The organism is Mycobacteriales bacterium (assembly GCA_030697205.1).
Classification (GTDB): Bacteria; Actinomycetota; Actinomycetes; order Mycobacteriales; family SCTD01; genus JAUYQP01.
The window spans coordinates 1-24581 of sequence record JAUYQP010000016.1; the positions used below are offsets into that span (position 1 = coordinate 1).

The window sequence follows — 24581 nt, forward strand, 5'->3', positions numbered from 1 at the left end:
CTGAGTGGCTGGTGGAGCAGGAGCAGGCGTTCAGCGACCTCGCGGAGCTCACCGACCCCCTCGTGCTCCAACGCGAGCTCGGCAAGCGCCTGCGGGCTCTGGCCCCGGAGCCAGCCGGGGACGAGGACCGCGACAAGGTCACCGAACGCACGGCCTCCCTGACCGAAGGCTTCGCGGGGATGTGGAACCTCATCGGGACCCTCGACCCGCACAGCGGTCAGGTCCTGAAGGCCGCGATGAGCGCGTGGCGCCGCAACGACCAGACCGCAGGTGACACCCGAAGCCCCGCGCAGCGTGACGTCGACGCGCTCGTCGGGATCGCCAGCGCGTGGATGAGCCGGACCGAGACCGTCACGCGGGGCCGTGGGGTGCAGGTCGTCGTGACTGTCCCCGAAGCCCGCCTCGCTGCGCACCAGAGCCAGCGCGACCTCTACGGCGTGCCGGTGACGTGCCCCGACAGCGGCGCCCGGCTCCCCGACCCGCTGACCGAACCGTTGTTCACCCGCGACGGGCAGCTCCTCCCACACACCGACACCACCGGGCCCGACGCTCTGCCCCCGGAGCTGCTCGGGGACCCGGTCCCACCCGCGACCTACCCCGACGGGTCAGCCGTCGCGGAGACCACGCTGGACATGCTGCTGTGCAACGCCACGTTGACCCGGGCAGTGCTCGACCAGGAGTCAGCGGTGCTCGACGTCGGACGGGGCAGCCGGGTCTTCACCCACCCCCAGTGGCTCGCGAGCATGACCGAGTGGGACTGGCAGTGCGCGACCGACGGCTGCCAAGCCCCTGCTGACCGTCTCGAGCTCCATCACGCCCTGTGGTGGCGCCACGGCGGCACCACCGACCTGCTCAACTGCGCCCCGCTGTGCCACGGCACCAGCAGCTGCCACGCCCGTGTCCACGACGGCGCGACCCTGCGACTACGAGACGGACGGCTCCTCGACCAGCACGGCTTCCGACCCGCCGAGCACGACAGCGATCACGACACCGAGCAGGTCTGGCCACCACCCCTGCCAGCCCGACCCGCACCACAGCCCCGCGCCGCCGCAGCAGCCACCCACCGCCTCCGGACCATCCTCATCCCCGCCGCCTGAGGCAGGCATCCGTGGCGCCTGCCCGGCTCGACAAGCCCGCCCAATCAGAGGTCCGCCCCTACATGGCGTCGGCAGCCGGCGTTCTCAGCGGTTGCCACCGGGTGGAGAACTCTCGCTACCTGCGCTGTCCGGCAAGGTCAGGCGGCATGTCCTCGCAACGAATAGTCGCCGTTCTCCTTGTCAGGATGGCTCTGCGGAGTTGGCGGGCATCCCGGCCGCTGCTGTGGCGACCAGTGCTTGGACCATCCAGGTCTGCAGCTCGCGGATCTCTCCCACATCGAGCCCGGCCACATCTGCCAGCCAGACTCGGGTCTCGATCCCGCTGACGCTGCGCAGAGCGACCGCGAGTCGCCGTACTCCGTCCACCCCCAGCGAAGGCAGCAGCGGCTCGAGCGCCTCAGTCATCCACCCGATGGCCCGGCCCTGCCGCAATGGCAGCTCGTGCGGCTGCTCTCCCAACGACAGCCTCAGCATCGCGCGCTGCTGGACCTCGGTCCGCTCGATGATGTCGATGAACGCATCGAGAACGACGCCAACTCGATCCTCCACCGCGGCTGGCGCTGGGTCGCTGAGCAGTGACGTGCGCGTGGTCTCCGGGAAGGCGGCCGCGAGCAGCATGGCCTGAGTAGGGAAGTACCGGTACGCCGTGGTCCGAGAGATGCCGGACGCCTCGGCCACGTCCTCGACCCGAGGGATGTCCCCGTCCTCGATCAGTCGCCGCGCAGCCTCCACGAGCGCGTCCCGTGTGCGCTGCTTCTGACGGGCCCGGCCCGACTCCAGGTACGGCGTTGACATGGCGTTCATGGTATGCAACGTTCATCGTGGTACTCAAGTCCCACGAAGGAGCGAACAATGACGACGAAGACGGCAGCCCTCGTCCGGCGGGCAGGCGAAGGCGACAAGACGTGGTTCTTCGGTGGGGGGGAGTGGACCTGGAAGGTCGCCAGCAAGGACAGCGGCGGCGAGCTCAGCCTCGTCGAGATCGCCATGGACGGCGGCAAGCGCACTCCCCTGCACACGCACCCGATCGCCGAGTCGATGTGGGTGCTCGAGGGCGACATCCGCTACCACGTCGATGGCGAGAACATCGAGCTCGGTACGGGCGACTACGTCCTGGTGCCGGCCGGCGTTCCGCACGCGTTCCTGGTCGTCAGCGCCCATGCCCGCATCCTGGCCATTCAGGCCTCCTGCGACTGCGAAGCCTTCTACCTCGGCGCCAGTGAGCCGCTCGAGGGTTCGGAGCGGGTCACCGACTTCGACCGCATCGGGCAGAGCGCAGCAACCAACGGCGGGATCACGCTGCTGGGGCCGCCGCCGTTCTAACCGGCGGGGCGTGGACAAGCGCTGTTCGCCATCAGCGGGTAGGTGCCGTTCGCCCTGGTGGGGGCGGCCCCGACATGACGGCGTCGACCAGCGATCAGCTGGTCCGCGGATCAGCGGCCCGTGAAGACCGGGGGCTGCTTGGCGAGGAAGGCCTCGACGGCGATGCGGTGGTCGGCGGTCGCGCCGGCGCGGGTCTGCAGCTCGTCCTCCTTGGCGAGCGCGGCCACCAGCGAGCTGTCGGAGCCGAAGGCGACCGACTCCTTCACCGCGGCGTAGGCGGCGGTCGGCCCGGCGGCGAGGCGCTGCGCGAGCTCGGTCGCGGCGGGCAGCACCTGCTCGGCCGGGACGACGGCGTTGAGCAGCCCCATCTCGAGGGCCTGCTCGGAGGTGAACGGCTCGGCGAGCATGAGCAGAGCCGTCGCGCGGCCGGACCCGACGAGCCGGGGGAGCGTCCACGACAGCCCGGAGTCGGCCGTGAGCGCGACCCCGGTGAAGGCGGTGGTGTAGCGCGAGCCGGTCGCGCCGATGCGGAAGTCGCAGGCGGCGGCGAGCCCGAGGCCCGCGCCGGCTGCGGTGCCGTTGATCGCGGCGACGACCGGCTTGGGCATGGAGGCGAGCAGGGTCACGACGGGGTTGTAGTGCTCGGCGACCGTCGACAGAGGCGCCGGGTCACCGGACTGCAGCAGGCCGACGTGCTCCTTGAGGTCCTGCCCGACGCAGAAGGCCCGCCCGGTGCCGGTGAGCACCACGGCTCGCACCCGCTCGTCGGTGGCGACCGACTGCAGCGCCTCGCGCAGCGCGACCTTGAGCTCCACCGTCAGGGCGTTCATTCCCTCGGGCCGGTTGAGGGTCACCGTCGCGACGGCGCCGTCGAGCTCGAGCTGCAGGGTGTCGGACACGCTCACTCCTCCGGGTCGAGGCACGCGTCGAGGAAGGTCCGCGCGGCCGGGAGCAGTCTTGCCGACTGCTCGTCGAACCATGCAGCCGCCTTCGCCCCGGGCCAGTCCGCGGGCAGCAGCGCCGCCGGCAGGCCGGGGTCGACGAAGAGGAACTTGCGCCAGGCGTGGACCAGCCGGCTGCGCGCCGCGAAGGCCTCCTCCGGGTGCGCGACGAGCGACTCCGGGTCGGCGCCGAGCAGGTCGCCGGACTCGTCGAGGAATAGCGCGTAGGAGCGGGCCAGGCCGTCGAGGTCCCAGGCCCGCGCGATGAGCTGCTGGGAGTCGCCGTCGTGCACCGAGGTGAAGCGGTCCGCCCGGGCCCCCGCGTCGGACAGGGCGTGATCGAGCTCGGGTGCCGGTCTCGGCGACACCCACGTCTGCGGCCCGATCGAGCCGTAGCCGAGGAAGCTCAGCTGGGCCTGGAGCCGCTCGCGGTCGGCCCGGCCCGCGGGCGGGTGGACGACCAGCAGGTGCCACTGGCCGTCCCACTGGGCGCGGCGCGTCCGGTAGATGCGCTCGCCCGCCTCGTCGAGGCGGCGGACGGCCCGAGGGGTGAGGGCGTAGCCAGGGCCGCTGTCGAGCCGGACCGCCGTCAGCCAGCCCTGCCGGACCATCCGACTGATGGCGGTACGGACCGCCGGTGCGTGGATGCCGAGCGGTGCGAGAAGCCGCACGAGGGCGGCCACCGGCGCCTGCCCGCCGCGGGTGCGCAGGTGGTCGCCGTAGAGGTCGAACAGCGCGGAACGCGCGTCCACAGCCCTCTCCTCCCAGCCGTCTGGGGGCAGGATGGCACGCCGCGAGGGGGCTCCGCAGGAGGCACCCGGACGGACCGGTCACGCAGCCGACCGCGACGTGCGCGAGAATGGACCAAGACGACGCGCACGGTCGATTCGCCGACCGTGCCAGATACCAGGAGGTTGGTCCATGGCGGCCATGAAGCCGCGGACGGGTGACGGTCCGCTCGAGGTCACCAAGGAGGGTCGCGGCATCGTCATGCGCGTGCCCCTCGAGGGCGGTGGACGACTCGTCGTGGAGCTCAACGCCGAGGAGGCGACCAACCTCGGCGACGCGCTGAAGGCAGTCGTCAGCTAGGTCCCACCCGCACGTCTCACCCCCGGCCGGTCTGCCGGCGCTCCGGCGTCGGCGCACCGGCCGGGATCGTCTCGAGGAGAACCCCGTGGCAGCGCCCCGCTCGACCTCCCTGCCCGTGCTGTCGCTCGCCGCGACGCCGGGGGAGACCGCCGTCCTCGTGCTGCCGACCCGCGCCGGGGACGAGAGCGTCGCCGTGCTCGGTGACAGCGGTCTCGCCGACGCGGCCGGGCTGCTCGCCCGCGAGAAGGCCAAGGGCGACGCCGGCGAGATCGTCTCGTCCCCCGTCCTCGGTGACGCTCCGCTCGAGCGGCTGCTGCTCGTGGGTGTCGGCGACGGCGCCCCTTCCGCGCTGCGCAAGGCCGGCGCGGCCGTGGCCCGGCGCTCGCGCGGCGCGGCCTCGCTCACCGTCGACCTGCGTGGCCTGACCGGGCTGACCGACGCGGGTCTGCGGGCGCTCGCCGAGGGTGCGCTGCTCGCGGCGTACTCCTTCACCCGCAAGGCCAAGGCCGAGCCGCGCGTCCTGTCGCGCATCACCCTCGTGGTCGCGCGGCCCGAGGCGCTCCAGCCCGCGGCCGACCGCGCCGTCACGACCGCCACCGCCACGGCTGCCGCCCGCGACCTCGTCAACGAGCCGTCGCTGTCGAAGACCCCGGACTGGCTCGCGGTTCAGGCGAAGAGGCTGCTCAAGGGCCTCACCGTGACGGTGCGCGACGAGAAGGCGCTCGCCGCCGAGGGCTTCGGCGGGGTCCTCGCCGTCGGGCAGGGCTCCAGCCGACCGCCGAGGGTGATCGAGGCGAGCTACGACGGGGGCAGCGGCCCGCACGTCGTCCTCGTCGGCAAGGGCATCACCTTCGACACCGGCGGGCTGTCGCTCAAGCCCAACGACGGCATGCTCGCGATGAAGACCGACATGGGCGGCGGCGCCGCGGTCCTCGGCGCGCTGCGGGCCGTCGCGGACCTGGGGCTGCCGCTGCGCGTCACCGTGCTCGTCGCGGCTGCGGAGAACATGCCGAGCGGCACCGCCCAGCGACCCGGCGATGTCATCACCCACTTCGGCGGGCGCACCGTCGAGGTGCTCAACACCGACGCCGAGGGCCGGCTCGTGCTGGCCGACGCCATCGCCTACGCCGACAGCGTGCTGGACGCCGACGTCATCGTCGACGTGGCGACCCTGACCGGCGCGATGCCGGTCGCGCTCGGCCGTCGCCACGCCGGGCTGTTCGCCTCTGACGACCGGCTCGCCGCGCAGCTCGAGGCGGCCAGTGCCGCGTCGGGGGAGCGGCTGTGGCGGATGCCGCTCACCGAGGACTACCTCGTCGCGCTCGACTCCCCGATCGCCGACCTGCGCAACATCGGTGACCCGCGGACCAAGCTGCAGGGCGGCTCGATCACCGCCGCGCTGTTCCTGCGGGAGTTCACCGGTGGCCGGCCCTGGGCCCACCTCGACATCGCCGGACCGGGCAGGTCCGACGGCGAGGAGGACGAGCTGACCAAGGGCGGCACGGGCTACGGCGTACGCCTGCTCGTGCACTGGCTCGAGGCGCTCGCCACCCCCGCCCGGACCGGTCGGAAGCGCAGCGCGTGACGGCGGTCGGGCTGACAGTGCGCTGGTCGCTCGCCGGAGCGGCCGGCGGCGTGGAGCAGGCCCTGCGCGACTACGTCCGCGACGAGTCGGTGGCCCGCTTCACCGGCATGGCAGGACTGGTCGAGAAGCGCTGGCAGGTCGTGCCCGGCGAGTCCTTCGCGGGCGTCTACGTCTGGGCGAGTAAAGCGGACCGCGCGGCGTTCCTGGAGCGCTTCCACAGCGCCCCCTCGAAGGTCACCGACCTCGTCGGAGCCGGTCCGGAGAGCATCACCGAGTGGGACCTCGTCGGTGCCGCCACCGGCGCCGAGGGCCCGCTGGTCTGAGGTCGGCGCTCAGGCGGGCTGCAGGACCGCGGCGAGCAAGCCGGTGCCGACCGGCAGCAGCGCCGGCACCAGCCGCGGGTCCTCGCGGACCGCGCGGCACAGCTCGCGCGCAGCGACCGTGTCGGCGTCGCGGGCCGAGGGCGAGGCCACCCGGCCGCCGGCGAGCGCGCCCGCGAAGACGACCATCCCGCCCGGTCGGAGCAGCGGCAGCGCCGCCGCGAGGTAGTCGGTCGTCTCCGAGCGCGAGGCGTCGCAGAAGACCAGGTCGTAGGCGCCCTCGGACAGTCGGGGCAGGACCTCCAGCGCCCGACCGGAGATGAGCCGCACCCGCCCGCTCGCGGTGCCCGCCTCGGTGAGGCTCAGCTTGGCCAGCCGCTGGTGCTCGCCGTCGCTGTCGACGCTGGTGAGCACGCCGTCGGGGCGCATCCCGCGCAGCAGCCACAGGGTGGACACCCCCGCGCCGGTGCCGAGCTCGACGACCGACCGGGCACCGACCGTCGCGGCGAGCATCCGCAGCGCGGCCCCCGTCGGGGCGTCGACCGAGGCGACACCGACCTCGGCCGCGCGCTGGCGGGCCGCGAGCAGCGGGGCGTCCTCGGGCTGCTGCTCGGTGATCCAGGCGGCGAGGGACGGGTCCTGCGACCCCGCAGATGCGGCGCCGGTGGGCTCGCCGAGGGGCTGCTGGGTGTCGATGGCGACCTCCTGCTGGCAGCGGGGAGCGGGGACGAGCGCGGGCCGACCCACCCTAGCGGCGCCCCGGGCGGGAACGGCGCACTTGCGGGGCGCGTTGACGACAGTGACGGACGGCTCACCGAGATCGTCCCGCCGCTTCACAGTCCGCTCACACCCGCACGGCGAACATGGAGGGAGGGCACGGTGCTCGCTACGGCACTGGACACCGCGCCCGCGCAGTCCCCCCTGATCCCGACCGTGACCCCGGACGAGGAGCGCACCGTGCACGACGCCGCCGACCACACCATCGATCCCCCCGTCGAGCCCGCACCCGGCTGGGCACCGCCCACCTGGGACGAGGTCGTGCGCCTGCACAGCGCCCGCGTCTACCGCCTGGCCTACCGGCTGACCGGCAACCGTCACGACGCCGAGGACCTCACCCAGGAGGTCTTCGTCCGGGTCTTCAGGTCGCTGTCGAGTTACACCCCGGGCACCTTCGAGGGCTGGCTGCACCGCATCACGACCAACCTCTTCCTCGACCAGGTGCGCCGCAAGGCACGCATCCGCTTCGACGCCCTGCCCGACGACGCTGAGCGGCTGGCCAGCTCCGACCCGAGCCCCGCCGAGCGCTACGACGACAGGCTCTTCGACCACGACGTGCAGTCGGCGCTGGACGCCCTGCCGCCGGACTTCCGGGCCGCGGTCGTGCTCTGCGACCTCGAGGGCCTCACCTACGAGGAGATCGCGGCCACCCTCGGCATCAAGATCGGCACCGTCCGCAGCCGCATCCACCGCGGCCGCACCCAGCTGCGCGAGGCCCTCGCGCACCGGGCTCCCGTCGTACCCTCCCCGTCGGTCGTGAGTGCCCCGTGACGCAGGCCTGCTCCGCGCTCGGCGACGTCCTCGCCGCGCTCGTCGACGGCGAGCTCGACCACGACGGTCGTGAGCGCGCGCAGTCCCACCTGCTGCGCTGCGCCGCCTGCCGGGCCGAGGCCGACGCCCAGCGTCGCCACAAGGCCCTGCTGTCGGGTTTCGCCGGCCCCGCGCCCGCCCCCGACCTCTCAGCCCGGCTGCTCGCGATCCCCGCGCCCGGCACCCATCTGCGCCCTACGGCCCAGCTCGCGACGGGCCGGCCGGTCGGCGTGACAGCACGCCCCACCGGCACACCCCGGCCGGCAGCGGCGCCCCGCGGGACCGCGCCCGCCGGCCTGCGCGGACTCGTGCGCCGGCACCGTCGCAGGGCCGCGGTGAGCTCCTCGCTGGCCGTCCTCGGAGTCGGTGTGCTGCTCGCCCTCGGCGGCCCGCAGAGCGGTGCCGTCGTGCCCGTGGACCCCGCCGGTGACGGCTTCGTCGTCGACTACGTCAACCGCACCGTCGAGGTGCCCGTCACGGTCCAGCCTGCAGGGCACGTCACGGCCGACCTGGTCCCGTGAGTCGGGGCGGCCTGCTGCTCGTCGGTGCCGGGGCCGTGCTGCTCGGCCTGCCCGCACTCCCGGCCGCCGCCCGCCCGCTGCCCGACCCGGCGAGCGAGACCAGCCCGGGCCTGCAGGCGGAGGCGGATGCGCTGGCGCTGCTGGGTGCAGCCGTGACAGCTGGCCGCGCCCGCACCTACAGCGGCACGCAGTACGTCGCGAGCTACCGCCACGGCCGCGCCTCGTCGGGGACGGTGCGCCTGCGTCACGTGCCCGGCCTCGGCACCGACGTGGCCGTCACCCCGACCGCCGACGGCGCCGACGTCGAGCAGGTCACCCGCAGCGTCCGCACCGACCTGCTCGACGAGCGCCTCGTCGGCCTGCTCGCAGAGCACTACGCCCTGGCGATCACCGGGCAGGACGGCTGCGCGGGCCGTACCGCCCACGTCGTCGAGGCCCGTCGCGACGACGACCCGACCGCCGTCGCCGGCCGCTTCTGGGTCGACGGCGACAGCGGCTTGGTCCTGCGCCGAGAGGTGTACGACGCTGCCGGCCGCACCACGCGCAGCAGCGCCTTCACCGACCTGCGAGTGACGGGCTCTCCCGTCGACGTCCGCACGGTGCAGGCGACTCCGGGCGAGCAGCTGTCGGTGGACGATCTCGACGACGGCTGGCCGCGCGCCCTGCCGGGTGCCTTCGCCCTCGTCGACGCCCGCACCCGTGACGGGGGTGGCGGTGACGATGGGGGCGGCGGTGGCGACCACCGCGTGATGCACCTGTCCTACAGCGACGGGCTGTCCACGACCTCGGTCTTCGCCCAGCCGGGCAGCCTCGACGGCCCGCCCGGCGTGGGTTTCCGCGAGGAACTGGTCGACGGGGCGACGGTGTGGGTGCGCGACACCGCCCCCGAGCGGGTCGTCTGGTCCGCGGCCGGGAAGACCTTCACGCTGCTGTCCGACGCGCCCGCCGAGGCCGTGCGCGCCGCCGTCACCGCGCTGCCCCACGAGCAGCCGCGCGACGGCGTGCTCGACCGCGTCGGTCGGGGCGCGAGCCGGGTCGCCGGCTGGATCAACCCCTTCGGTTGACACCCCTCCATCACTGCTGTTCCGACCTCGCTCATGCGTGAGGGCCGACCATCGACGTGGAGGCGACGAGGTCGAGGAAGGTCGCCCCTCAGCCTCTCCAGCGTCCAGGGACGTCAGGAGAGCACGTAATCATTGGTCGACCGACACGTGCACCCACGCGAAGGAGGAGTGGGGATGCGTCTACGGCAGGTGGAGGCCTTCTTGGCCGTTGTCAACGGGTTGCACTACGGCAAGGCGGCTCGACAGCTCTACGTATCGACCTCCACAGTGAGCCGGCTGGTCAACCAGCTCGAGAGGGAGCTGGGCGCGCCGCTGCTGGACCGCACTCGCGGTGAGGTGCGTCTGACGCCGCTGGGTCAGGAGCTCATCGAGCCTGCAGGGCGCGTGCTTGCCGCAGTGGCCGCCTTCGACAGCGCTGCGTGCGCCGCGGTGGCAGCGTCCGCACCTCGGTGCGAGTGAGACCGGTTGGCTATCACGACGCACCTGGCCCCGACGACGGGAAAGCCGTCGACGCACAGGGAGCCGCGACGGCGGTCTGTGCTCTCGTCCTCCGCGCGCACCAGTACCCCTTCGCCTGTGGGCAGCGACGCCCCCAACGAGGGAGTCCTGGGTGGGTGCGCAGCCTTCAGAGCCCACTGTGCGGTTGCGGTCGCACCAGCGGTGGGGGACGGGGACCCGGGAGGGCTGTCCGGTAGGAGAAGTGAGCCGGCGGGTGCCCTTGTCATCTCGGGTGCAGTCACGGCAGCGGGTGCCGGGGGGGGCGACACTGATCGACGGAAGCGCTACCGAGATGCTCGCTGCGAGCGCTAGTGGTCCAGCGGCCATGACCACCGTCGTAGGTCGGAGTCTCCGGAGGGAGCCCCACGCCCAGGCCGCCATGGCCGCCAGGAGGGCCAGCAGGCGCTGGCGGGCACGATGCCGCCGCACCGAGAGGCGGACGGATGTTGTTCGGTCATGGGAGGGGCGGCTTTGATCGATGCCCTCGACTATCGCCCTCTGGTCAGGGAACGTCAGTGTCTTCAAGGCTGCCAAGGTCCGCTCCAGCTCCAGTCGAGCCGCGACCTGTCCTTCGACGTCGTCTGCCGCCGGCACGTCGGGCGTCAGATCGGCCGGCGCTCGACGCGCGCCCGCGCGCACCGCGTCCGTGGCGACGTTGCGGGCCACGGTGATGCACCAAGGAAGGAGATCGTCCGCGCCGTCGTAGTCGGGGCTGTGCACGAGTACTCGGAGGGCGACCTCCTGCACGACGTCGTCGACGTCGACGGCGGGCACCCTGCGTGCGAGCAGGTACCTCCGAAGGCGGGGCTCCACTGTGCGCCAGACATCGTCGAGGGCGCGCGCTGTAAGCGCTGTCGAGGGCCCGCGTGTACCGGTCATGAACCCATCTCTCCAGTCTCGTGCTGGCGCCGTGTCCGTGTTCGCTGTGGTCCTCTTCGCAGGCTTGACCGGGCCAGCGTCGGCGGACGCGATCCCGCCCATCGTCCTTCCCGCTTGTGTGGTCATAGAAGTCGATCTTCCCACGGTCGGCTACCACCCCTCGATCGCGGCGTGTCGCCCGTGAGGCCGCCACGTCGCGTGAGCCTTCTACGTCGCCGAGCGTCATCCTGCGGCTGTGCCGTGACGCCTGTTGCGGAATGTGCAACAACAGGCCCGTAATCGCCTGTGTGCGCCGCCGTGTACGACGGTCCGGAGATCCCCGGGTGGACCCAGAAGGAGATCACATGCGTCGCGCACTCACCATCCTCGCCATCACGGGCATCGCGGCCGGGACGTTCATGTCCAACCCCGCTAGTGCCCAGACCCTGCTGACGTTCAAGAACCCGACCACGGGGTGCACGCACTCGTACTACGGCCCGGACGTCACGATCAACACCCTTCCGCGCCCCGGCGTCACGCAGAAGGGCGGATTCGGCGCGTCGGTCGACTGCCCGTAGTCGACACCGAACGTGGACCGGAGGCCCCATCGGCCTCCGGTCCACGGACCCGTCAGCGGCCATCCCCCTGACGTGACTTCCACAAGCGCAGGAGAACGATGATGACAACCCGTCCCGCTGCTCGTCTCGCCGTCGTCTGTGCGGGTCCCCTCGCCGCACTCTGCCTCGGCTGCACAGCGGCCGCTGCGGACCCCCTGCCCTGTCGGCCCGAGGTCACGGGTTATGGACCGACGATCACCATCGACGTGGACTACAGCGATCCGACGAAGTCGACGGTCGACTACGACAGCAGCGCAACGTCGATCATGATCGACCCGTGCGCGTGATCGCCGGCCTTCCCGGGTGGTTGGTCGCCCGAACGACGCCGTTCTCGCAGGCGGCGATCGAAGATCGTGATGAACCCGGCGCGTAGCTTCGCGCCACGTCGCCGCACTGTGGTCTGGATCCTGCTCGCGACGATCTGGGCGGCGGGGTGCGGTGGTGGCGCCCAGGAGGCCGCGCTCGACCAGAGCCGTGTCAGCGAGACACCTGGCCGCGCGCTGCCGAAGGTCCAGGATGAGGTGGGCACGACGACGGCGGTCCCGTCTGCGTCTGCTCGGCGCGCCCCTGTCCTGGGGCCTGCCTCACCCCGTGCCGATCCCTCCTCGGTGCCTAGCCGTGGCGACTCGAGCTCGGCGACGACGACGCGTCCCGTTGATGTGGAGGGCGCGCTACTCGTGCGTCAGGACCTGGGAAAGGAGTGGGACGATCTCGACGGTCGATCCGCCGAGGACACCCAAGCCAGCTACGAGTACTGCTTCGGTCCCTTCCAGTCTCAAGGACTCGTGACAGGCCGCGCGGCCACCGAGCTCATCCGTCGGACGGATGGGCTGCGTGTGCAGCAGGACTCCTTGGCGTACCGGGGCGACGGCGCAGCCAGCGCCCTTGACGAGTTCCGCCGAGCACTGCGCGAGTGCCGCAGCTACACGTCAGCGAGCGACCCGACCCTGGTCATCGACATGCGGCACGATGAGTGGGCCAGCACGACGGCTGCCGTGTCAGGTTCGGTTCGGTTTCGACGTGGTGAGCTGGACGTGCACAGTCTGCTCGCCATCCTGGAAGGTCCCGGTCACCTCGTGGTTCTCTCGGTTGTCGATACCGATCTACCGCGACTCCGACGCGAGGCGCCGCCTGTGTTGCGCGCCGCCGTTGCACGTTTCGCAACGGCCCGCACCCCATGAGTGCCGTGAGCGTTGTCCACGGCATGAGGACGTGGCGGACCTGGCTCGCGCTGTGCGCCTGCCTCCTGGCAGTGGACGTCGTCGTCGCCTCGTCGTCCACGGCGAGGTCCCCCCTACCTGCTCGGTCGGCGGCCGTCATCGGCATCGTCGGTGAGTCCGACGCTGTCAACGTGCTGCACGACGACTTCGCGCTGACGGGACCCTTGGTCCTCCCCGCGGGCATGCCCCGACCCGTCGTGGTCGCCCTGCCCACCAGTGGTGACTTCGCGAGCCGGCTCGCTGCGCTTCGGGCCGGGCCACTGGGTTCGCCCAAGGCGGGGACTCTCTACCTCGTACGAGGTACGCGTCTGCTGCTCTACTCCGTCACGGGCGAGGAGGACTTCCTCGGCGAGGACCGGCTCCATGCGACAGGCGTGATCAGCTCGGCGATCGGGCGGCGCTACGGCACGGCCCCCCGCGCCTGGGCGGTGCACATCCCCGGTGTCGAGCCCGCGGGCTTCGACTGGCTGGCCACGCAGTCAGCATGGATCGATGTCGCGTCCACCAGCGTCTACGCGGTGCGGAGCCCCAACTCCTCGGAGCCCGCAGACACCCCTGTCTGCCTGGGTGCCCGGCCCGTGCGGTCCTACATCGCCTCGGGCCGTCTGTTCTTCAGCTCCTCCGGCAACACCAGCGACCAGCCCGAGGCGGTCGTGTCGCCGAACGGGCTGCCCGAGGTCTACCAGGTGGGCGGGGCGGATGCTGCTGGACGTACCTGGTTGCCGGGCCACGTGGAGGAGTCAGATCCCTTCTACGCGTTCGGCAACGTCGTGCGCCCCTACGAGACCGCAGAGCTCTTCTCCTTCCAGGCGGCCTCGCCCGATGCGCTGAGTGGTGGCACGCACTTCGGGGGTACGTCGGGAGCCACCCCCCGCACGGCAGGGCGCGCTGCTGTGCTCGTCGACCATGCCCGTGCCGTCCTGGGCGGGCGTGCGTCCGGCACCGCACTGGCGACGCGTGCCCCGCGAGCTGTGGCCCCGAAGACCGGTCCGCTCGCTGACGGTCGCCTCGAGGGCGGGGAGCTGGCCGATGTGCTCCGTCGGACCGCGCGCCCTGCGGAAGCCGTCGAGGGGCCGCGCTACCTGGTGGAAGGCTTCGGTGCGCTGTCGGAGACCACCACACGCGTCGCCCAGGACGTGCTGTCCGGGAAGACGGCCCTGCCCCTTCGTCCCATGGACGAGCAGTTCCACCAGGTATCTGAGCGGCTTCGCGCAGCGGCCTTCTCCGGGCGCTGCTAGACCGTCGATCGCGCCTACCAGCGTCGGTCAGCCTGTGACGGGGGCCACCCTGGCCGGAGTGCTCCGCTCACGCGGGCTTCACGGCCGCTCGGGGACGCTGGTCTCGACGCTGACGTGCCTGGAGGTAGACCGGTGAGCGAGACCCCTGACCCGACCGCCCCGCAGACCCCGCCGCCCGGACCGTGGTGGAGCCGCCCCGAGGACGCCCCCGCCGGGTCCACTTCTGGGTCCACTTCTGCGGCCGCTGCCTCGTCTGCGACCGGGTGGGGCGACCCGCAGGCCCCGACGTCGTACGCCGCTCCCGGCTGGGGAGCGCCGCCGTCGGGCGCACCGGCCTGGGGCTACCCCACCGACACGATCGGGCAGCCGAGCAGCCAGCCGACGGTCCGCCGCCGCGGGCTGGGTGTCGCCGCGGCCGTCGTCGCCACGGCGCTGGTCGCCGGCCTGACCGGCGGCTACGTCGGTGCGCGCACCGGCGAGCGCGACCTGCTCGACCCGTCGGCGAGCCTCGGCTCGGGCTCCACGACGCAGGTCGTCGACCGGGCCCCCGGCTCCGTCGCCGCCATCGCGGCGAAGGTGCTGACCAGTGTCGTCAGCATCAGCGTGCGCGGCCTCGACGGGAGCGGCACCGGCTCGGGTGTGGTCATCCGCAGCGACGGCTACGTCCTCACCAACAACCACGTCGTCGAGTCCGCCGCGCGCGGTGGCGAGATCACCGTCGCCTTCAACGACGCCAACGAGGCCGACGTCACCGCCGAGATCGTCGGGCGCGACCCCGAGACCGACCTCGCCGTGCTGCGCATGACCGGTGGCCGTACCTACCCGGCGGCGACGCTGGGGCAGTCGCGGGCCCTGGTCGTCGGCGACCCCGTGATCGCGATCGGCTCGCCGCTGGGCCTCGCCGGCACCGTCACGACGGGCATCATCAGCGCGCTCAACCGCACCGTGCGGGTGCCAGGCGAGGACGGCTCCGGCATCCCGCTGTTCAACGCGATCCAGACCGACGCGGCCATCAACCCCGGCAACTCCGGTGGCGCGCTGGTCGACGCCGCCGGCCAGGTCATCGGCATCAACTCCGCGATCGCGACGCTCGGCGGCAGCGGTCTGTCCGGTGACTCGGGCGGCAGCATCGGGGTCGGCTTCGCGATCCCCGTCGACGAGGCCCGCTCGGTCGCCGAGGAGATCATCCGCACCGGCCGGGCGACGCACCCCGCGATCGGCATCGAGGCGGCGACCGTCAGCGGCAGCGGCACCCGGGGGGCCCGCATCGGGCGGCTCGTGCAGGGCGGCCCCGCCCAGCAGGCCGGCCTGGAGCAGGGCGACCTCATCACCGAGCTCGACGGCACCGAGGTGAGCAGCGTCGACGAGCTCATCGTGGCGATCCGCGAGCACAAGGTGGGCGAGACCGTCGAGGTGACCTTCGTCCGCGACGGCCGCACGCAGACCGCTGACGTGGTCCTCCAGGAGAAGAACGCCCGGTGAACGGACGCGCCCCCGGGCGTCGCTCCCTCTAGGCTCGTCCCGTGCCCTTCGGTGACCTCGGCTTCGGTGAGCTGCTCGTCGTCGCCGTGCTCGCGCTGTTCGTCTTCGGGCCCGAGCGGCTGCCCAGCGTCGCTGCCGACGCCGCCAAGATGCTGCGCAACCTGCGCAAGACCCTCAAGGGCCTGACCGACGACCTCAAGACCGAGCTCGGTCCGGAGGTCGGCGACCTCGACCTCGCGTCGCTGCACCCGAAGACCTTCGTGCGCAAGCACCTGCTCGAGGACGACCCCGACGACGTGCCGGGCCCACCACGGCAGCGCGCGCTCGCCAGCGGCGAGAGCGCGCCCTGGGACCCCGAGACGACCTGAGCCGACCGGCGTCGACCCGGGGGCTACCGCCCGGCGGGGGTGAGGCCGAGGGAGAGCCCGGCCAGGCCGCGCGGCTTGCCGACCAGCGCCTCGGTGACTCGGGTCAGCTCCTTGCTCGCGACGGCGTCGGGGTCGGCCAGCACCAGCGGCTGGCCGCTGTCGCCGCCCTCGCGCAGGCGCGGGTCGAGCGGGATCTGGCCAAGCAGCGGGACGTCGGCACCGAGCCGCTGCGACAGCGACGAGGCCACCGCCTGCCCGCCGCCGGAGCCGAAGACGTCGATGCGGTCACCGCAGTGCGGGCACGGCAGGTAGCTCATGTTCTCCACCACGCCGACGATGCGCTGATGGGTCTGCAGGGCGATCGAGCCGGCCCGCTCGGCCACCTCCTGGGCGGCCAGCTGCGGCGTCGTCACGACGAGGATCTCCGCGCTCGGGACGAGCTGCGCCACCGAGATCGCGACGTCGCCGGTGCCGGGCGGCAGGTCCATGAGCAGGACGTCGAGGTCGCCCCAGTAGACGTCGGCGAGGAACTGCTGCAGCGCGCGGTGCAGCATCGGCCCGCGCCACACGACCGGGGTGTTGTCCTTGGTGAACATCCCGATCGAGATGACCTTCACGCCGTGCGCGGACGGCGGCAGGATCATCTGCTCGACCTGGGTCGGCCGGTGCTCGACGCCGAGCATGCGCGGCACCGAGAAGCCGTAGATGTCGGCGTCGAGGACGCCGACGGACAGACCGCGGGCGGCCATCGAGGCGGCGAGGTTGACGGTGACGCTGGACTTGCCGACGCCGCCCTTGCCGGACGCGACGGCGTAGACGCGGGTCAGCGAGCCGGGCTGCGCGAAGGGGATCTCGCGCGTGGGGGAGTCGCCGCGCAGCAGCGTCTGCAGCTCCTTGCGCTGATCGCTGCTCATCACGTCGAGCTCGACCGACACGGTGGTCACGCCCTCGACGCGCAGCGCCGCGGCGGTGATGTCGCGGGTGAGCGTCTCCTTCATCGGGCAGCCCGCGACGGTGAGCCACACGGCCACGCGGGCGGTGCCGTCGGCGTCGACCTCGGCGGACTTGATCATGCCGAGCTCGGTGAGCGGGCGGCGGATCTCGGGGTCCTGCACGGTCGACAGGGCAGCCAGCAGAGCGTCAGACACGGGGTTCCTTCAGGCAGGGGAGGGCGACTCCCAGCCTACGTGCGCCGGGTCGGGCGCACCCCCCGGCGGTGGTGGGGTCCGTCAGCCGGCAGCGGTCGGCAGCGAGCGCGTCTCGCGTCGTACCAGCCCGAGAACCCGCTCCTCGAGCAGCAGCGGCTCGACCGGCTTGGCGAGGTAGTCGTCGGCCCCGGCGCGGCGGGCGGCCTGCTCGACCTCGGGGGAGTCGGTGCCCGTGAAGAGCACCAGAGGCAGGTTGAGGGTCTTGGGGTCGCCCCGCAGCAGCCGGATGAACTCGACGCCGGACAGGTCGGGCAGGCCGTTGTCGACGAGGACCGCGTCGAAGTGCTCCGAGCCGACCCGGGACAGCGCCGTGTCGGCGTCGAAGACCGACACGACCTCGGCCGAGCCGGCGAGGGCGGCCTCGACGAAGGCGCAGACGCTCGGGTCGTCGTCGACGACGAGCAGGCGTGGCAGGGTGGCCTCCACCGGAGCGGGCACGGGGACGCGCTTGTCCACGTCGATGACGGCAGTGCGGCAGTAGGGGCAGGTCGTCCACTCGGCGTCGAGCGCCCGGTCGCAGCTGACGCAGTGCCCGCGCGACACGGTGGTGCCGTCCCACGGGCAGCAGAGCATGTCGTCGGCAAGGGCCCGCGAGCAGGCGGGGCAGCGCGGCCCGGAGACCGTGTCGACGTGGGTCGCGCGCAGGACCTCCTCGTAGGTCGTCTCCCCCCGGTGGGCGGCGGCCAGAGCGGCCGCTCGCAGCGTCGTCATGCCGTGCTCGCGCGCGGCAGCGCCGATCGCGGCCTCCGTCGGGGACGACAGCAGCACCTTGCGCAGCCCGGCCGTGACCGGGAGCACCTCGAAGATGCCGATGCGGCCGCGGTAGCCGGTGCCGCCGCACTCCGAGCAGCCCTTGCCGCGCCGGGGAGTGGAGCCCACGAGGTCCTCGTCGCTCAGACCCAGCAGGGTGAGCGTGCGCGGTGCCGGGACGTAGTCGGCGACGCAGGACGCGCAGGGGCGCCGCACGAGCCGCTGCGCGATGACCAGCGACAGCGACGAGGCGACGAGGAAGGGCTCGACACCCATGTCGACCAGGCGGGTGATGGCGCTGACCGCGTCGTTGGTGTGCAGGGTCGTGAGGACGAGGTGGCCGGTGAGCGACGCCTGCAGGGCGAGCTCGGCAGTCTCCTGGTCGCGGACCTCTCCGACGAGCACGATGTCGGGGTCCTGCCGCAGGATCGAGCGCAGGCCGCGGGCGAAGGTCAGGCCGGACCGCTCGTGCACCTGCACCTGGGTGATGCCGGCGACCTGCACCTCGACGGGGTCCTCGAGGGTGACGATGTTGCGGTCCGGCGTCGACACCTGCTGGATCGCGGCGTAGAGCGTGTTGGTCTTGCCCGACCCGGTCGGGCCGGTGATGAGCACCAGCCCCTGCGCCTGGACCAGTGCGTGGCCGACGGTCTCCTGCTGCGACGGGGTGAGGCCGGTCTTGGTCAGCAGGGGGACGTTCTCGGCACGGGGCAGCAGCCGGATGACGACCTTCTCGCCGTGCAGGGTCGGCAGCGTCGAGACGCGCGCCTCGACGGTGAGCCCGTCGACGGTGAGCTTGGCGCGGCCGTCCTGCGGGCGTCGCTTCTCGGCGATGTCGAGCCCGGACACGATCTTGATGCGGCTGACGACGGCGGCGCGCGCGTTGCGCGGCACCGTCATGACGTCGCGCAGGAGGCCGTCGACGCGATAGCGGATCCGCAGGTCCGTGGCTTGCGGCTCGACGTGCACGTCGCTGGCACGCGCCCGCACGGCGTCGGCGAGCAACACGTCCACGAGGCGGACGATGGGAGCGGCCTCGACGGCCTGGGCCGCGACCTCCGCCTCGGTCTCGGCGTCCTCGCTCATGCCCTCGAACAGCGTGCTCACGCCTGCGGCGTCCTCCGACAGCGACCAGGCGCGGGCGAGGTGGTCGCGGACCTGGCTGTCGGTGGCGACGACGACCGACAGCTCGGTGGCCCCGGTGTAGAGCTTGACGTCGTCGAGGGCGACGACGTTGGTGGGGTCCGACGCCGCGACGCTGACCCGGGTGCCGGTCTTCTCGAGGACGAGGATCGCGCTGCGCTCAGCGACGGCACGGGGCAGCAGCCGGACGTGCTCGGGGACGACGAGGACCCGACCGAGGTCGACCAGCTCGAGACCGAGCGCGCCCGCGAGCGCCTCCGCGACCTGCTTCTCGGTCGACAGCCCGGCGTCGATGACGACCTGACCGAGCCGCTTGCGCGGGGTGCCGGGCGGTGTGTCGCTCTGCAACCGCAGGACCTGCCCGAGCTGCTCCTCGGTGAGCACGCCCTGGGCGACGAGGACCTCACCGATGCGCAGGCGGTCGCGCGGCACGACGGCCGGGGCAGCCGCGACCGGCTCAGCACTCACTGCGGGGACAGGGCTCACTCCTGGTGCTTCGGCGTCACCTGGCTTGGGGTGAAGCCCGTCAGCCATGCTCGCTCTCCCCGGCGAAGGGCTCGCCCAGGCTGGCCGGCTCCTGCCGGGCCGCCTCGTCGCGCTGGCGCTTGCGCTTCTTGCGGCGCGCCCGCTCCTCGCGCTCCTCCCGCTCGGCCCGGCTCGGGCTCTCGTAGTCGGGTCCGGCGACGGCGGCCTCGACCTGGGTCGTGACCTCGCGCAGCTGCTCGCGCAGGTAGTCGCGCGTGGTGACCTCACCGAGCGCCTGGCGCAGCGAGGCGATCTCGCGGGTGAGGTACTCCACCTCCGCCATGAGGCGCGCGTTCTGGTTGCGGTCCTCGTCGAGGCTGATGCGGTCCCGGTCGGCCTGCCTGTTCTGGGCGAGCAGGATCAGCGGAGCGGCGTACGACGCCTGCAGGCTCAGCAGCAGCGTGAGGAGGGTGAAGTTCTTGACCCGCGGGTCGAACTGCAGGTCGGCGGGCGCAAAGTTGTTGTAGGCCAGCCAGATGACGACGGTCAGGGTGAGGTAGACGAGGAAGCGGCCGGTGCCGAGGAAGCGCGCGATCCGCTCGCTGAAGCGCCCCAGCGCCTCCGGGTCGTAGCTCGGGCGGAGCTGGCGGCGCGGGTCGGCAGGCGTGTCGAGGCGCGACCGCCGCTCAGCCACCGGAACCGGTCCGCTCGTCCGCCCGGCGGCTCTCCCGCCAGTCCTCGGGCAGCAGGTGGTCGAGCACGTCGTCGACGGTCACCGCGCCGAGCAACCGCGACTCGGAGTCGACGACGGGCACCGCCACCAGGTTGTACGACGCCAGGTGTCGCGTGACCTCGGGCAGCGGGCAGTCGGGGGCGAGCGGGTCGATGTCGGTGTCGGTGACGCTCGAGACGAGCGAGGACGGCGGCTCGCGCAGCAGTCGCTGGAAGTGGGCCGTCCCGAGGTAGCGCCCGGTGGGGGTCTCGTAGGGCGGCCGGACCACGAAGACCTGGGCGGCCAGCGCCGGGTGGAGCTCGGCGGAGCGGATGCGGGCGAGCGCCTCGGCGATCGTCGCGGTCGCGCCGAGGATGACCGGCTCGCTCGTCATCAGGCCGCCGGCGGTGTCATCGCTGTAGGCGAGCAGCTGGCGGACCGGCGCGGCCTCGTCGGGCTCCATCAGCTCGAGCAGGCGCGCGGCCTCGGCCTCGGGCAGCTCGCCGAGCAGGTCGGCGGCGTCGTCGGGCGACATCGCCTCCAGCACATCGGCGGCCCGCTCGTCCTCGAGGCCACCGAGCAGCTCGACCTGCTCGTCCTCGGGCAGCTCCTCGAGGACGTCGGCGAGCCGCTCGTCGTCGAGCGCCGCGGCGACTTCGCGGCGGCGCTTGTCGGACAGGTCGTGCATGACGGTGGCGAGGTCGGCGGGCCGCAGCTTCTCGAAGACCGCGAGCAGGTTGGCCGCGCCCTGCTCGCCGCCTTCCTCCACGGAGAAGCCCGACACCTCGTCCCAGGCGACCTGGACGAGCTCGCCCTTGCGGCGGCGCCCGCCGCGGCGGACCGCGACACGGGTCAGCAGCCAGTCGGTGCGGGTCTGCTCCATCGCGACGTCGACGACGACGACCTCCTCCTTGGACTGCAGGAGGGTGACCCGCCGGTCGAGCATTTCCGACAGGACGAGCGTCTCGCCGGGGCGCTTGTCGAAGCGGCGCAGAGACACCGTGCCCGTCGACAGCAGCACGGCCTCGGGGTCGATCGAGGTGACGCGGCCGATCGGCACGAAGATGCGGCGACGGGCCGAGATCTCCACGGCCAGGCCGAGCACGCGCGGGGCGTCGCGGCCCATCCGCAGCGCGACCACGACGTCGCGGACCCGGCCGACCTGGTCGCCGTCGGGGTTGAACACGAGCAGCCCGGCGACCCGTGCGACGAAGACGCGGGTGGCGGTGCTCACCCGGGGAGGCTACCGCCGCGGGCAGTCCCGGCCTGGGGCATCATCCGACGCACGCAGCCGACCCCCCGTGCGTGTCCAGGAGGACCCCGTGACCGTGCTCGACAAGTTCCGCCTCGACGGCAAGGTCGCCGTCGTCACCGGCGCCTCCTCCGGGCTCGGCGTCGCCATCGCCCAGGCCCTCGCGGAGGCGGGGGCCGACGTCGCGCTCGGTGCCCGCCGGGTCGACCGGCTGCCCGCGACGGGCGCCCTCGTCGAGGCGGCCGGTCGGCGCTGGATCGGCATCGAGACCGACGTGACCAAGCCCGAGGACTGCACCGCGCTGGTCGCGGCCGCGGTCGAGCAGCTCGGCGGCGTCGACGTGCTCATCAACAACGCCGGTGTCGCGAGCGCCGTCCCCGGCACCCGGGAGACTCCCGAGCAGTTCTCCCGGGTCGTCGACGTCAACCTGCACGGCACCTACTGGATGGCGCAGGCCTTCGCCCGGGTCGCGCGGCCCGGAGGCGCGATCGTCAACCTCTCGAGCGTCCTCGGCCTGCGCTCGATGGGGCTGCCGCAGGCGGCCTACGCCTCGTCGAAGGCCGGCGTCATCGGCCTGACCCGTGACCTGGCCGCGCAGTGGACCGCGCGCAAGGGCATCCGCGTCAACTGCGTCGCGCCGGGCTTCTTCCCGTCGGAGATGACCGACGAGATGGACCCGAAGGAGGGTGAGCTCGTCAAGATGCTCGCGCCGGCCGGCCGCTTCGGCGACCCCGCCGAGCTCGCCGCCGCGGTCGTCTTCCTCGCCAGCGACGCCTCGTCCTACATCACCGGTGTGACCCTGCCGGTCGACGGCGGCCTCGTGATGCCGTGAGCGCGACCCTGCACTACGAGGTCGTCGACGTCTTCACCGCGACGCCCTACGCCGGCAACCCGCTCGCCGTCGTCCTCGACGCCGACGACCTCGACACCGCGCAGCTGCAGGCGATCGCACGGGAGTTCCACCTGTCGGAGACCGCGTTCGCGATGGTCTCGGACCGCTGCGACTACCGGCTGCGCATCTTCACCCCCGAGGTCGAGCTGCCCTTCGCGGGGCACCCTTCGGTCGGCGCGGCCTGGGTGCTGCACCGGCTCCGCCGTATCCCGGCCGGTGACGTCGTGCAGGAGTGCGGAGCGGGCGACCTGCCCGTGACGGTCACCACGGGCGGGGCGCGGCTGACGGGAGGCACCCCGTCGTACGCCGGGGTCGTGCCCGCAGGAGACCTGCTCGCCGCCGTGGGCCTCGAGCAGGCGGACCTCGACGGCGAGGCGGGCCGGGCCGGCTGCGGCATCGACTTCACCGTGCTGCCGGTGCGCCCCGGGGCGGTCGCGCAGGCCGTCCCCGACGTCGCGGCGCTGCGCAGGCTCGACCTCGGCACCGGCCTGTCGGTCACGTCCTGGGCCGATGGCGCCGCGGCCAGCCGCGTCTTCGTCCCGGAGGTCGGTGTCCCCGAGGACCCGGCGACCGGGTCGGCGGCGCTCGCCTACGGCGTCTTCCTCGCCGCGACCGGCCGGATCGGTGACGGCACGACCGGCTACGTCGTGACGCAGGGCGTCGAGATGGGCCGGCCGTCGGAGCTGCGCTGCACCGTGACCGTCGACGGCGGGCGGGCGGTGCGGGCCACCGTCGAGGGCGACGTCGTCCCCGTCGCGAGCGGCGAGCTCCACCCTCCGCCCCGCTGAGCTGACAGCTGCGCTGTCGGGGAGGTCAGCGCTGGCCGGGCGAGCGGGTCGTCACGACGCGCTCCTCGTCGGTGACCGGGAGCTCCTCACCGGTCGGATCGAGCCGGAGCACCCGTGACTCCCGGGCCCACCGCTCGGGTGCGGCCGCGCCGTCGGGGGAGTGCAGCCGGGCCGCCCGCAGCAGCGGCACGACCGCGTCCCACGCGGCCGAGCCAGGGGCGACCTCGGTGACGGCGGCGACCCAGCGGACGAGCAGGTCGGCCTGGCGGTCGCGGCTGCGGACGTCGACGACGGCGGTCGAGCCGACGACGAGGCGCTGCTCGAGGCCGCCGGTCACGACCCAGGCCGCGTCGTCGTGCCAGACGTGCCAGACCGGCTGCCCGTCGACCCAGACCAGCCCGCTGCGTCGGGTGGCCTCCGCGACGACCCCGCTGCTCACGACTGGCACCCTAGAGCGGATGAGCACCGCGCTGCGCGACGTCCCCGCCCTCGGGCGTCCCACCGGGGTCGATGCGGTCTACCTCTCGGTCGCCCTCGTCGCGGTGTCGACGTCGGGTCCGCTCATCGCGGCGATCACCGCACCCGCCCTCGCGATCGCCTTTTGGCGCAACGCGATGTCGTTGGGCTATCTCGTGCCCGCGGTGCTGCTCACCCGCCGCGCGGAGCTGCGCGGGCTCGACCGCCGCGAGCTGCGGCTCATCGGGTGGGCCGGGCTCTTCCTCGCGCTGCACTTCGCGACCTGGGTGCCGGCCGCGCAGCTCACCTCGGTCGCGACGGCCACCGCACTGGTCGCGACGCAGCCGGTGTGGGGAGCACTGATCGCCCGCTGGCAGGGGGTCACGGTCAGCCGGGCCGTCTGGGGCGGCATCGGTCTGTCGGTCGCCGGCGCCCTGCTGCTCACCGGCGTCGACATCGGCACCTCCCGCGAGGCGCTCGTCGGCGACGGGCTCGCCCTGCTCGGCGGCGTCTTCGCGGCGCTCTACGTCGCGGCCGGCAGCGAGGTCCGCCGTTCGGTCTCGACGACGACCTACACCGCGCTCTGCTACTCCACGACCGCCCTGATGCTGCTCGCGGTCTGCCTCGTCGGCCGCCAGCAGCTCACCGGCTACGCCGCCCGGGAGTGGCTGTTGCTCGGTGCCCTCACCCTGGGTGCGCAGCTGCTGGGCCACACGCTGTTCAACCTCGTCCTGCGCTCCACCAGCCCCACGGTCGTGTCGCTGTCGATCCTGCTCGAGATCCCCGGCGCGGCACTGGTCGCGGCGCTGTTCCTCAGCCAGGGCGTCCCGCTGCTCGCGATCCCCGCCGCGGTCCTGCTGCTCGCCGGCCTTGCCGTCGTCATCCGCTCCAGCAGCCGCGAGGTCGAGCCGAGCGTCCCCGTCGAGTAGCCCTCGGGCGTCCGGGCCGACTGTGGTGCTTCCCACAGCTAGTGGTGTGTCGCGCATTTGAGTAACTAGTTCTGCGATAGTGTTCGTAGATGACCGCAGCTGCCGATTCGTTGGTGATGTCGCAGGGCCAGCGAGAGTCGCTGGAGAAGGTCGCGAAGTCCAAGACTGCGGCGCATCG

General features: G+C 72.9%; 26 protein-coding genes. 17 read left to right on the plus strand and 9 right to left on the minus strand.

Annotation, left to right across the window (positions count from 1 at the left end; translation table 11 throughout):
- Positions 1-1097, plus strand: a 1097-nt coding sequence (locus tag Q8R60_06145; GenBank protein MDP3712050.1) for a DUF222 domain-containing protein, incomplete at its 5' end; no start/stop codon positions are given.
- Between the two features lie 180 nt (positions 1098-1277).
- On the opposite strand, the gene Q8R60_06150 is transcribed toward Q8R60_06145, so the two are convergent.
- Positions 1278-1892, minus strand: a complete 615-nt coding sequence (locus tag Q8R60_06150; protein MDP3712051.1) for a helix-turn-helix domain-containing protein — start codon at positions 1890-1892, stop codon at positions 1278-1280.
- 57 nt (positions 1893-1949) lie between these two features.
- Between Q8R60_06150 and Q8R60_06155 the strand changes: the two genes are divergently transcribed.
- Positions 1950-2420 carry a cupin domain-containing protein gene (locus Q8R60_06155; GenBank protein MDP3712052.1) on the plus strand — a complete coding sequence of 157 codons (471 nt, stop codon included), beginning with the start codon at positions 1950-1952 and terminating at the stop codon, positions 2418-2420.
- Positions 2421-2530: 110 nt separating this feature from the next.
- Here Q8R60_06155 and Q8R60_06160 read toward each other — a convergent pair whose 3' ends face one another.
- Both Q8R60_06160 and Q8R60_06165 read right to left on the minus strand, forming a co-directional pair.
- Positions 2531-3319, minus strand: coding sequence for an enoyl-CoA hydratase-related protein (locus Q8R60_06160; protein ID MDP3712053.1), 789 nt, complete (start codon positions 3317-3319; stop codon positions 2531-2533).
- Positions 3320-3321: 2 nt separating this feature from the next.
- Positions 3322-4113 (minus strand): PaaX family transcriptional regulator C-terminal domain-containing protein, encoded by a 792-nt coding sequence (locus tag Q8R60_06165; protein ID MDP3712054.1) that lies wholly within the window; start codon positions 4111-4113, stop codon positions 3322-3324.
- 169 nt (positions 4114-4282) lie between these two features.
- On the opposite strand from Q8R60_06165, the gene Q8R60_06170 reads away from it, so the two are divergent.
- From Q8R60_06170 to Q8R60_06180, 3 genes are all read left to right on the plus strand, one after another.
- A complete protein-coding gene (locus tag Q8R60_06170) occupies positions 4283-4450 on the plus strand; it encodes a DUF3117 domain-containing protein (protein MDP3712055.1) in 168 nt (55 codons plus the stop codon).
- Positions 4451-4535: 85 nt separating this feature from the next.
- The gene (locus tag Q8R60_06175; GenBank protein MDP3712056.1) at positions 4536-6035 is read left to right on the plus strand and encodes a leucyl aminopeptidase; all 1500 of its coding nucleotides are present in this window, start codon (positions 4536-4538) and stop codon (positions 6033-6035) included.
- Positions 6032-6358, plus strand: a complete 327-nt coding sequence (locus Q8R60_06180) for a hypothetical protein (GenBank protein ID MDP3712057.1) — start codon at positions 6032-6034, stop codon at positions 6356-6358. Before Q8R60_06175 ends, Q8R60_06180 begins: the two co-directional genes overlap by 4 nt.
- A gap of 9 nt (positions 6359-6367) precedes the next feature.
- On the opposite strand, the gene Q8R60_06185 is transcribed toward Q8R60_06180, so the two are convergent.
- Entirely contained in the window at positions 6368-7192 is an 825-nt protein-coding gene (locus Q8R60_06185; GenBank protein ID MDP3712058.1) for an O-methyltransferase, read from the minus strand.
- A gap of 144 nt (positions 7193-7336) precedes the next feature.
- Here Q8R60_06185 and sigE point away from each other — a divergent pair, with 144 nt between their 5' ends.
- From sigE to Q8R60_06230, 9 genes are all read left to right on the plus strand, one after another.
- Complete coding sequence (gene sigE / locus Q8R60_06190; protein ID MDP3712059.1) at positions 7337-7903, plus strand: RNA polymerase sigma factor SigE; 567 nt, start codon at positions 7337-7339, stop codon at positions 7901-7903.
- Positions 7900-8463 carry a zf-HC2 domain-containing protein gene (locus Q8R60_06195; protein ID MDP3712060.1) on the plus strand — a complete coding sequence of 188 codons (564 nt, stop codon included), beginning with the start codon at positions 7900-7902 and terminating at the stop codon, positions 8461-8463. The genes sigE and Q8R60_06195 overlap by 4 nt, the downstream gene beginning before the upstream one ends.
- Positions 8460-9527, plus strand: a complete 1068-nt coding sequence (locus tag Q8R60_06200; GenBank protein ID MDP3712061.1) for a sigma-E factor regulatory protein RseB domain-containing protein — start codon at positions 8460-8462, stop codon at positions 9525-9527. The genes Q8R60_06195 and Q8R60_06200 overlap by 4 nt, the downstream gene beginning before the upstream one ends.
- A 174-nt stretch (positions 9528-9701) precedes the next feature.
- A complete protein-coding gene (locus tag Q8R60_06205; protein ID MDP3712062.1) occupies positions 9702-9986 on the plus strand; it encodes a LysR family transcriptional regulator in 285 nt (94 codons plus the stop codon).
- A gap of 1262 nt (positions 9987-11248) precedes the next feature.
- Positions 11249-11461, plus strand: a complete 213-nt coding sequence (locus tag Q8R60_06210; protein ID MDP3712063.1) for a hypothetical protein — start codon at positions 11249-11251, stop codon at positions 11459-11461.
- Positions 11462-11895: 434 nt separating this feature from the next.
- The gene (locus Q8R60_06215; protein MDP3712064.1) at positions 11896-12681 is read left to right on the plus strand and encodes a hypothetical protein; all 786 of its coding nucleotides are present in this window, start codon (positions 11896-11898) and stop codon (positions 12679-12681) included.
- A gap of 23 nt (positions 12682-12704) precedes the next feature.
- Complete coding sequence (locus Q8R60_06220; protein ID MDP3712065.1) at positions 12705-13958, plus strand: hypothetical protein; 1254 nt, start codon at positions 12705-12707, stop codon at positions 13956-13958.
- Between the two features lie 132 nt (positions 13959-14090).
- Positions 14091-15440 carry a trypsin-like peptidase domain-containing protein gene (locus tag Q8R60_06225; GenBank protein MDP3712066.1) on the plus strand — a complete coding sequence of 450 codons (1350 nt, stop codon included), beginning with the start codon at positions 14091-14093 and terminating at the stop codon, positions 15438-15440.
- A 41-nt stretch (positions 15441-15481) separates the two neighbouring features.
- Positions 15482-15808, plus strand: a complete 327-nt coding sequence (locus tag Q8R60_06230) for a sec-independent translocase (protein ID MDP3712067.1) — start codon at positions 15482-15484, stop codon at positions 15806-15808.
- Between the two features lie 23 nt (positions 15809-15831).
- Here the strand turns inward: Q8R60_06230 and Q8R60_06235 are convergent, their stop codons facing one another.
- From Q8R60_06235 to Q8R60_06250, 4 genes are all read right to left on the minus strand, one after another.
- Positions 15832-16956 (minus strand): Mrp/NBP35 family ATP-binding protein, encoded by a 1125-nt coding sequence (locus Q8R60_06235; protein MDP3712068.1) that lies wholly within the window; start codon positions 16954-16956, stop codon positions 15832-15834.
- Positions 16957-17037: 81 nt separating this feature from the next.
- Positions 17038-19395 (minus strand): ATPase, T2SS/T4P/T4SS family, encoded by a 2358-nt coding sequence (locus tag Q8R60_06240; protein MDP3712069.1) that lies wholly within the window; start codon positions 19393-19395, stop codon positions 17038-17040.
- Positions 19396-19435: 40 nt separating this feature from the next.
- A complete protein-coding gene (locus tag Q8R60_06245) occupies positions 19436-20068 on the minus strand; it encodes a DUF1003 domain-containing protein (protein MDP3712070.1) in 633 nt (210 codons plus the stop codon).
- On the minus strand, positions 20061-21320 hold the full coding sequence (locus Q8R60_06250; GenBank protein MDP3712071.1) for a CBS domain-containing protein: 1260 nt from the start codon (positions 21318-21320) through the stop codon (positions 20061-20063). Before Q8R60_06250 ends, Q8R60_06245 begins: the two co-directional genes overlap by 8 nt.
- Positions 21321-21408: 88 nt before the next feature.
- Between Q8R60_06250 and Q8R60_06255 the strand changes: the two genes are divergently transcribed.
- Both Q8R60_06255 and Q8R60_06260 read left to right on the plus strand, forming a co-directional pair.
- Positions 21409-22170, plus strand: a complete 762-nt coding sequence (locus Q8R60_06255) for a glucose 1-dehydrogenase (GenBank protein MDP3712072.1) — start codon at positions 21409-21411, stop codon at positions 22168-22170.
- Complete coding sequence (locus Q8R60_06260) at positions 22167-23018, plus strand: PhzF family phenazine biosynthesis protein (protein ID MDP3712073.1); 852 nt, start codon at positions 22167-22169, stop codon at positions 23016-23018. Before Q8R60_06255 ends, Q8R60_06260 begins: the two co-directional genes overlap by 4 nt.
- Positions 23019-23043: 25 nt before the next feature.
- Here the strand turns inward: Q8R60_06260 and Q8R60_06265 are convergent, their stop codons facing one another.
- Positions 23044-23457, minus strand: a complete 414-nt coding sequence (locus Q8R60_06265; protein ID MDP3712074.1) for a hypothetical protein — start codon at positions 23455-23457, stop codon at positions 23044-23046.
- A gap of 19 nt (positions 23458-23476) precedes the next feature.
- Here Q8R60_06265 and Q8R60_06270 point away from each other — a divergent pair, with 19 nt between their 5' ends.
- Complete coding sequence (locus Q8R60_06270) at positions 23477-24403, plus strand: DMT family transporter (GenBank protein MDP3712075.1); 927 nt, start codon at positions 23477-23479, stop codon at positions 24401-24403.
- Positions 24404-24581: the final 178 nt, after the last annotated feature.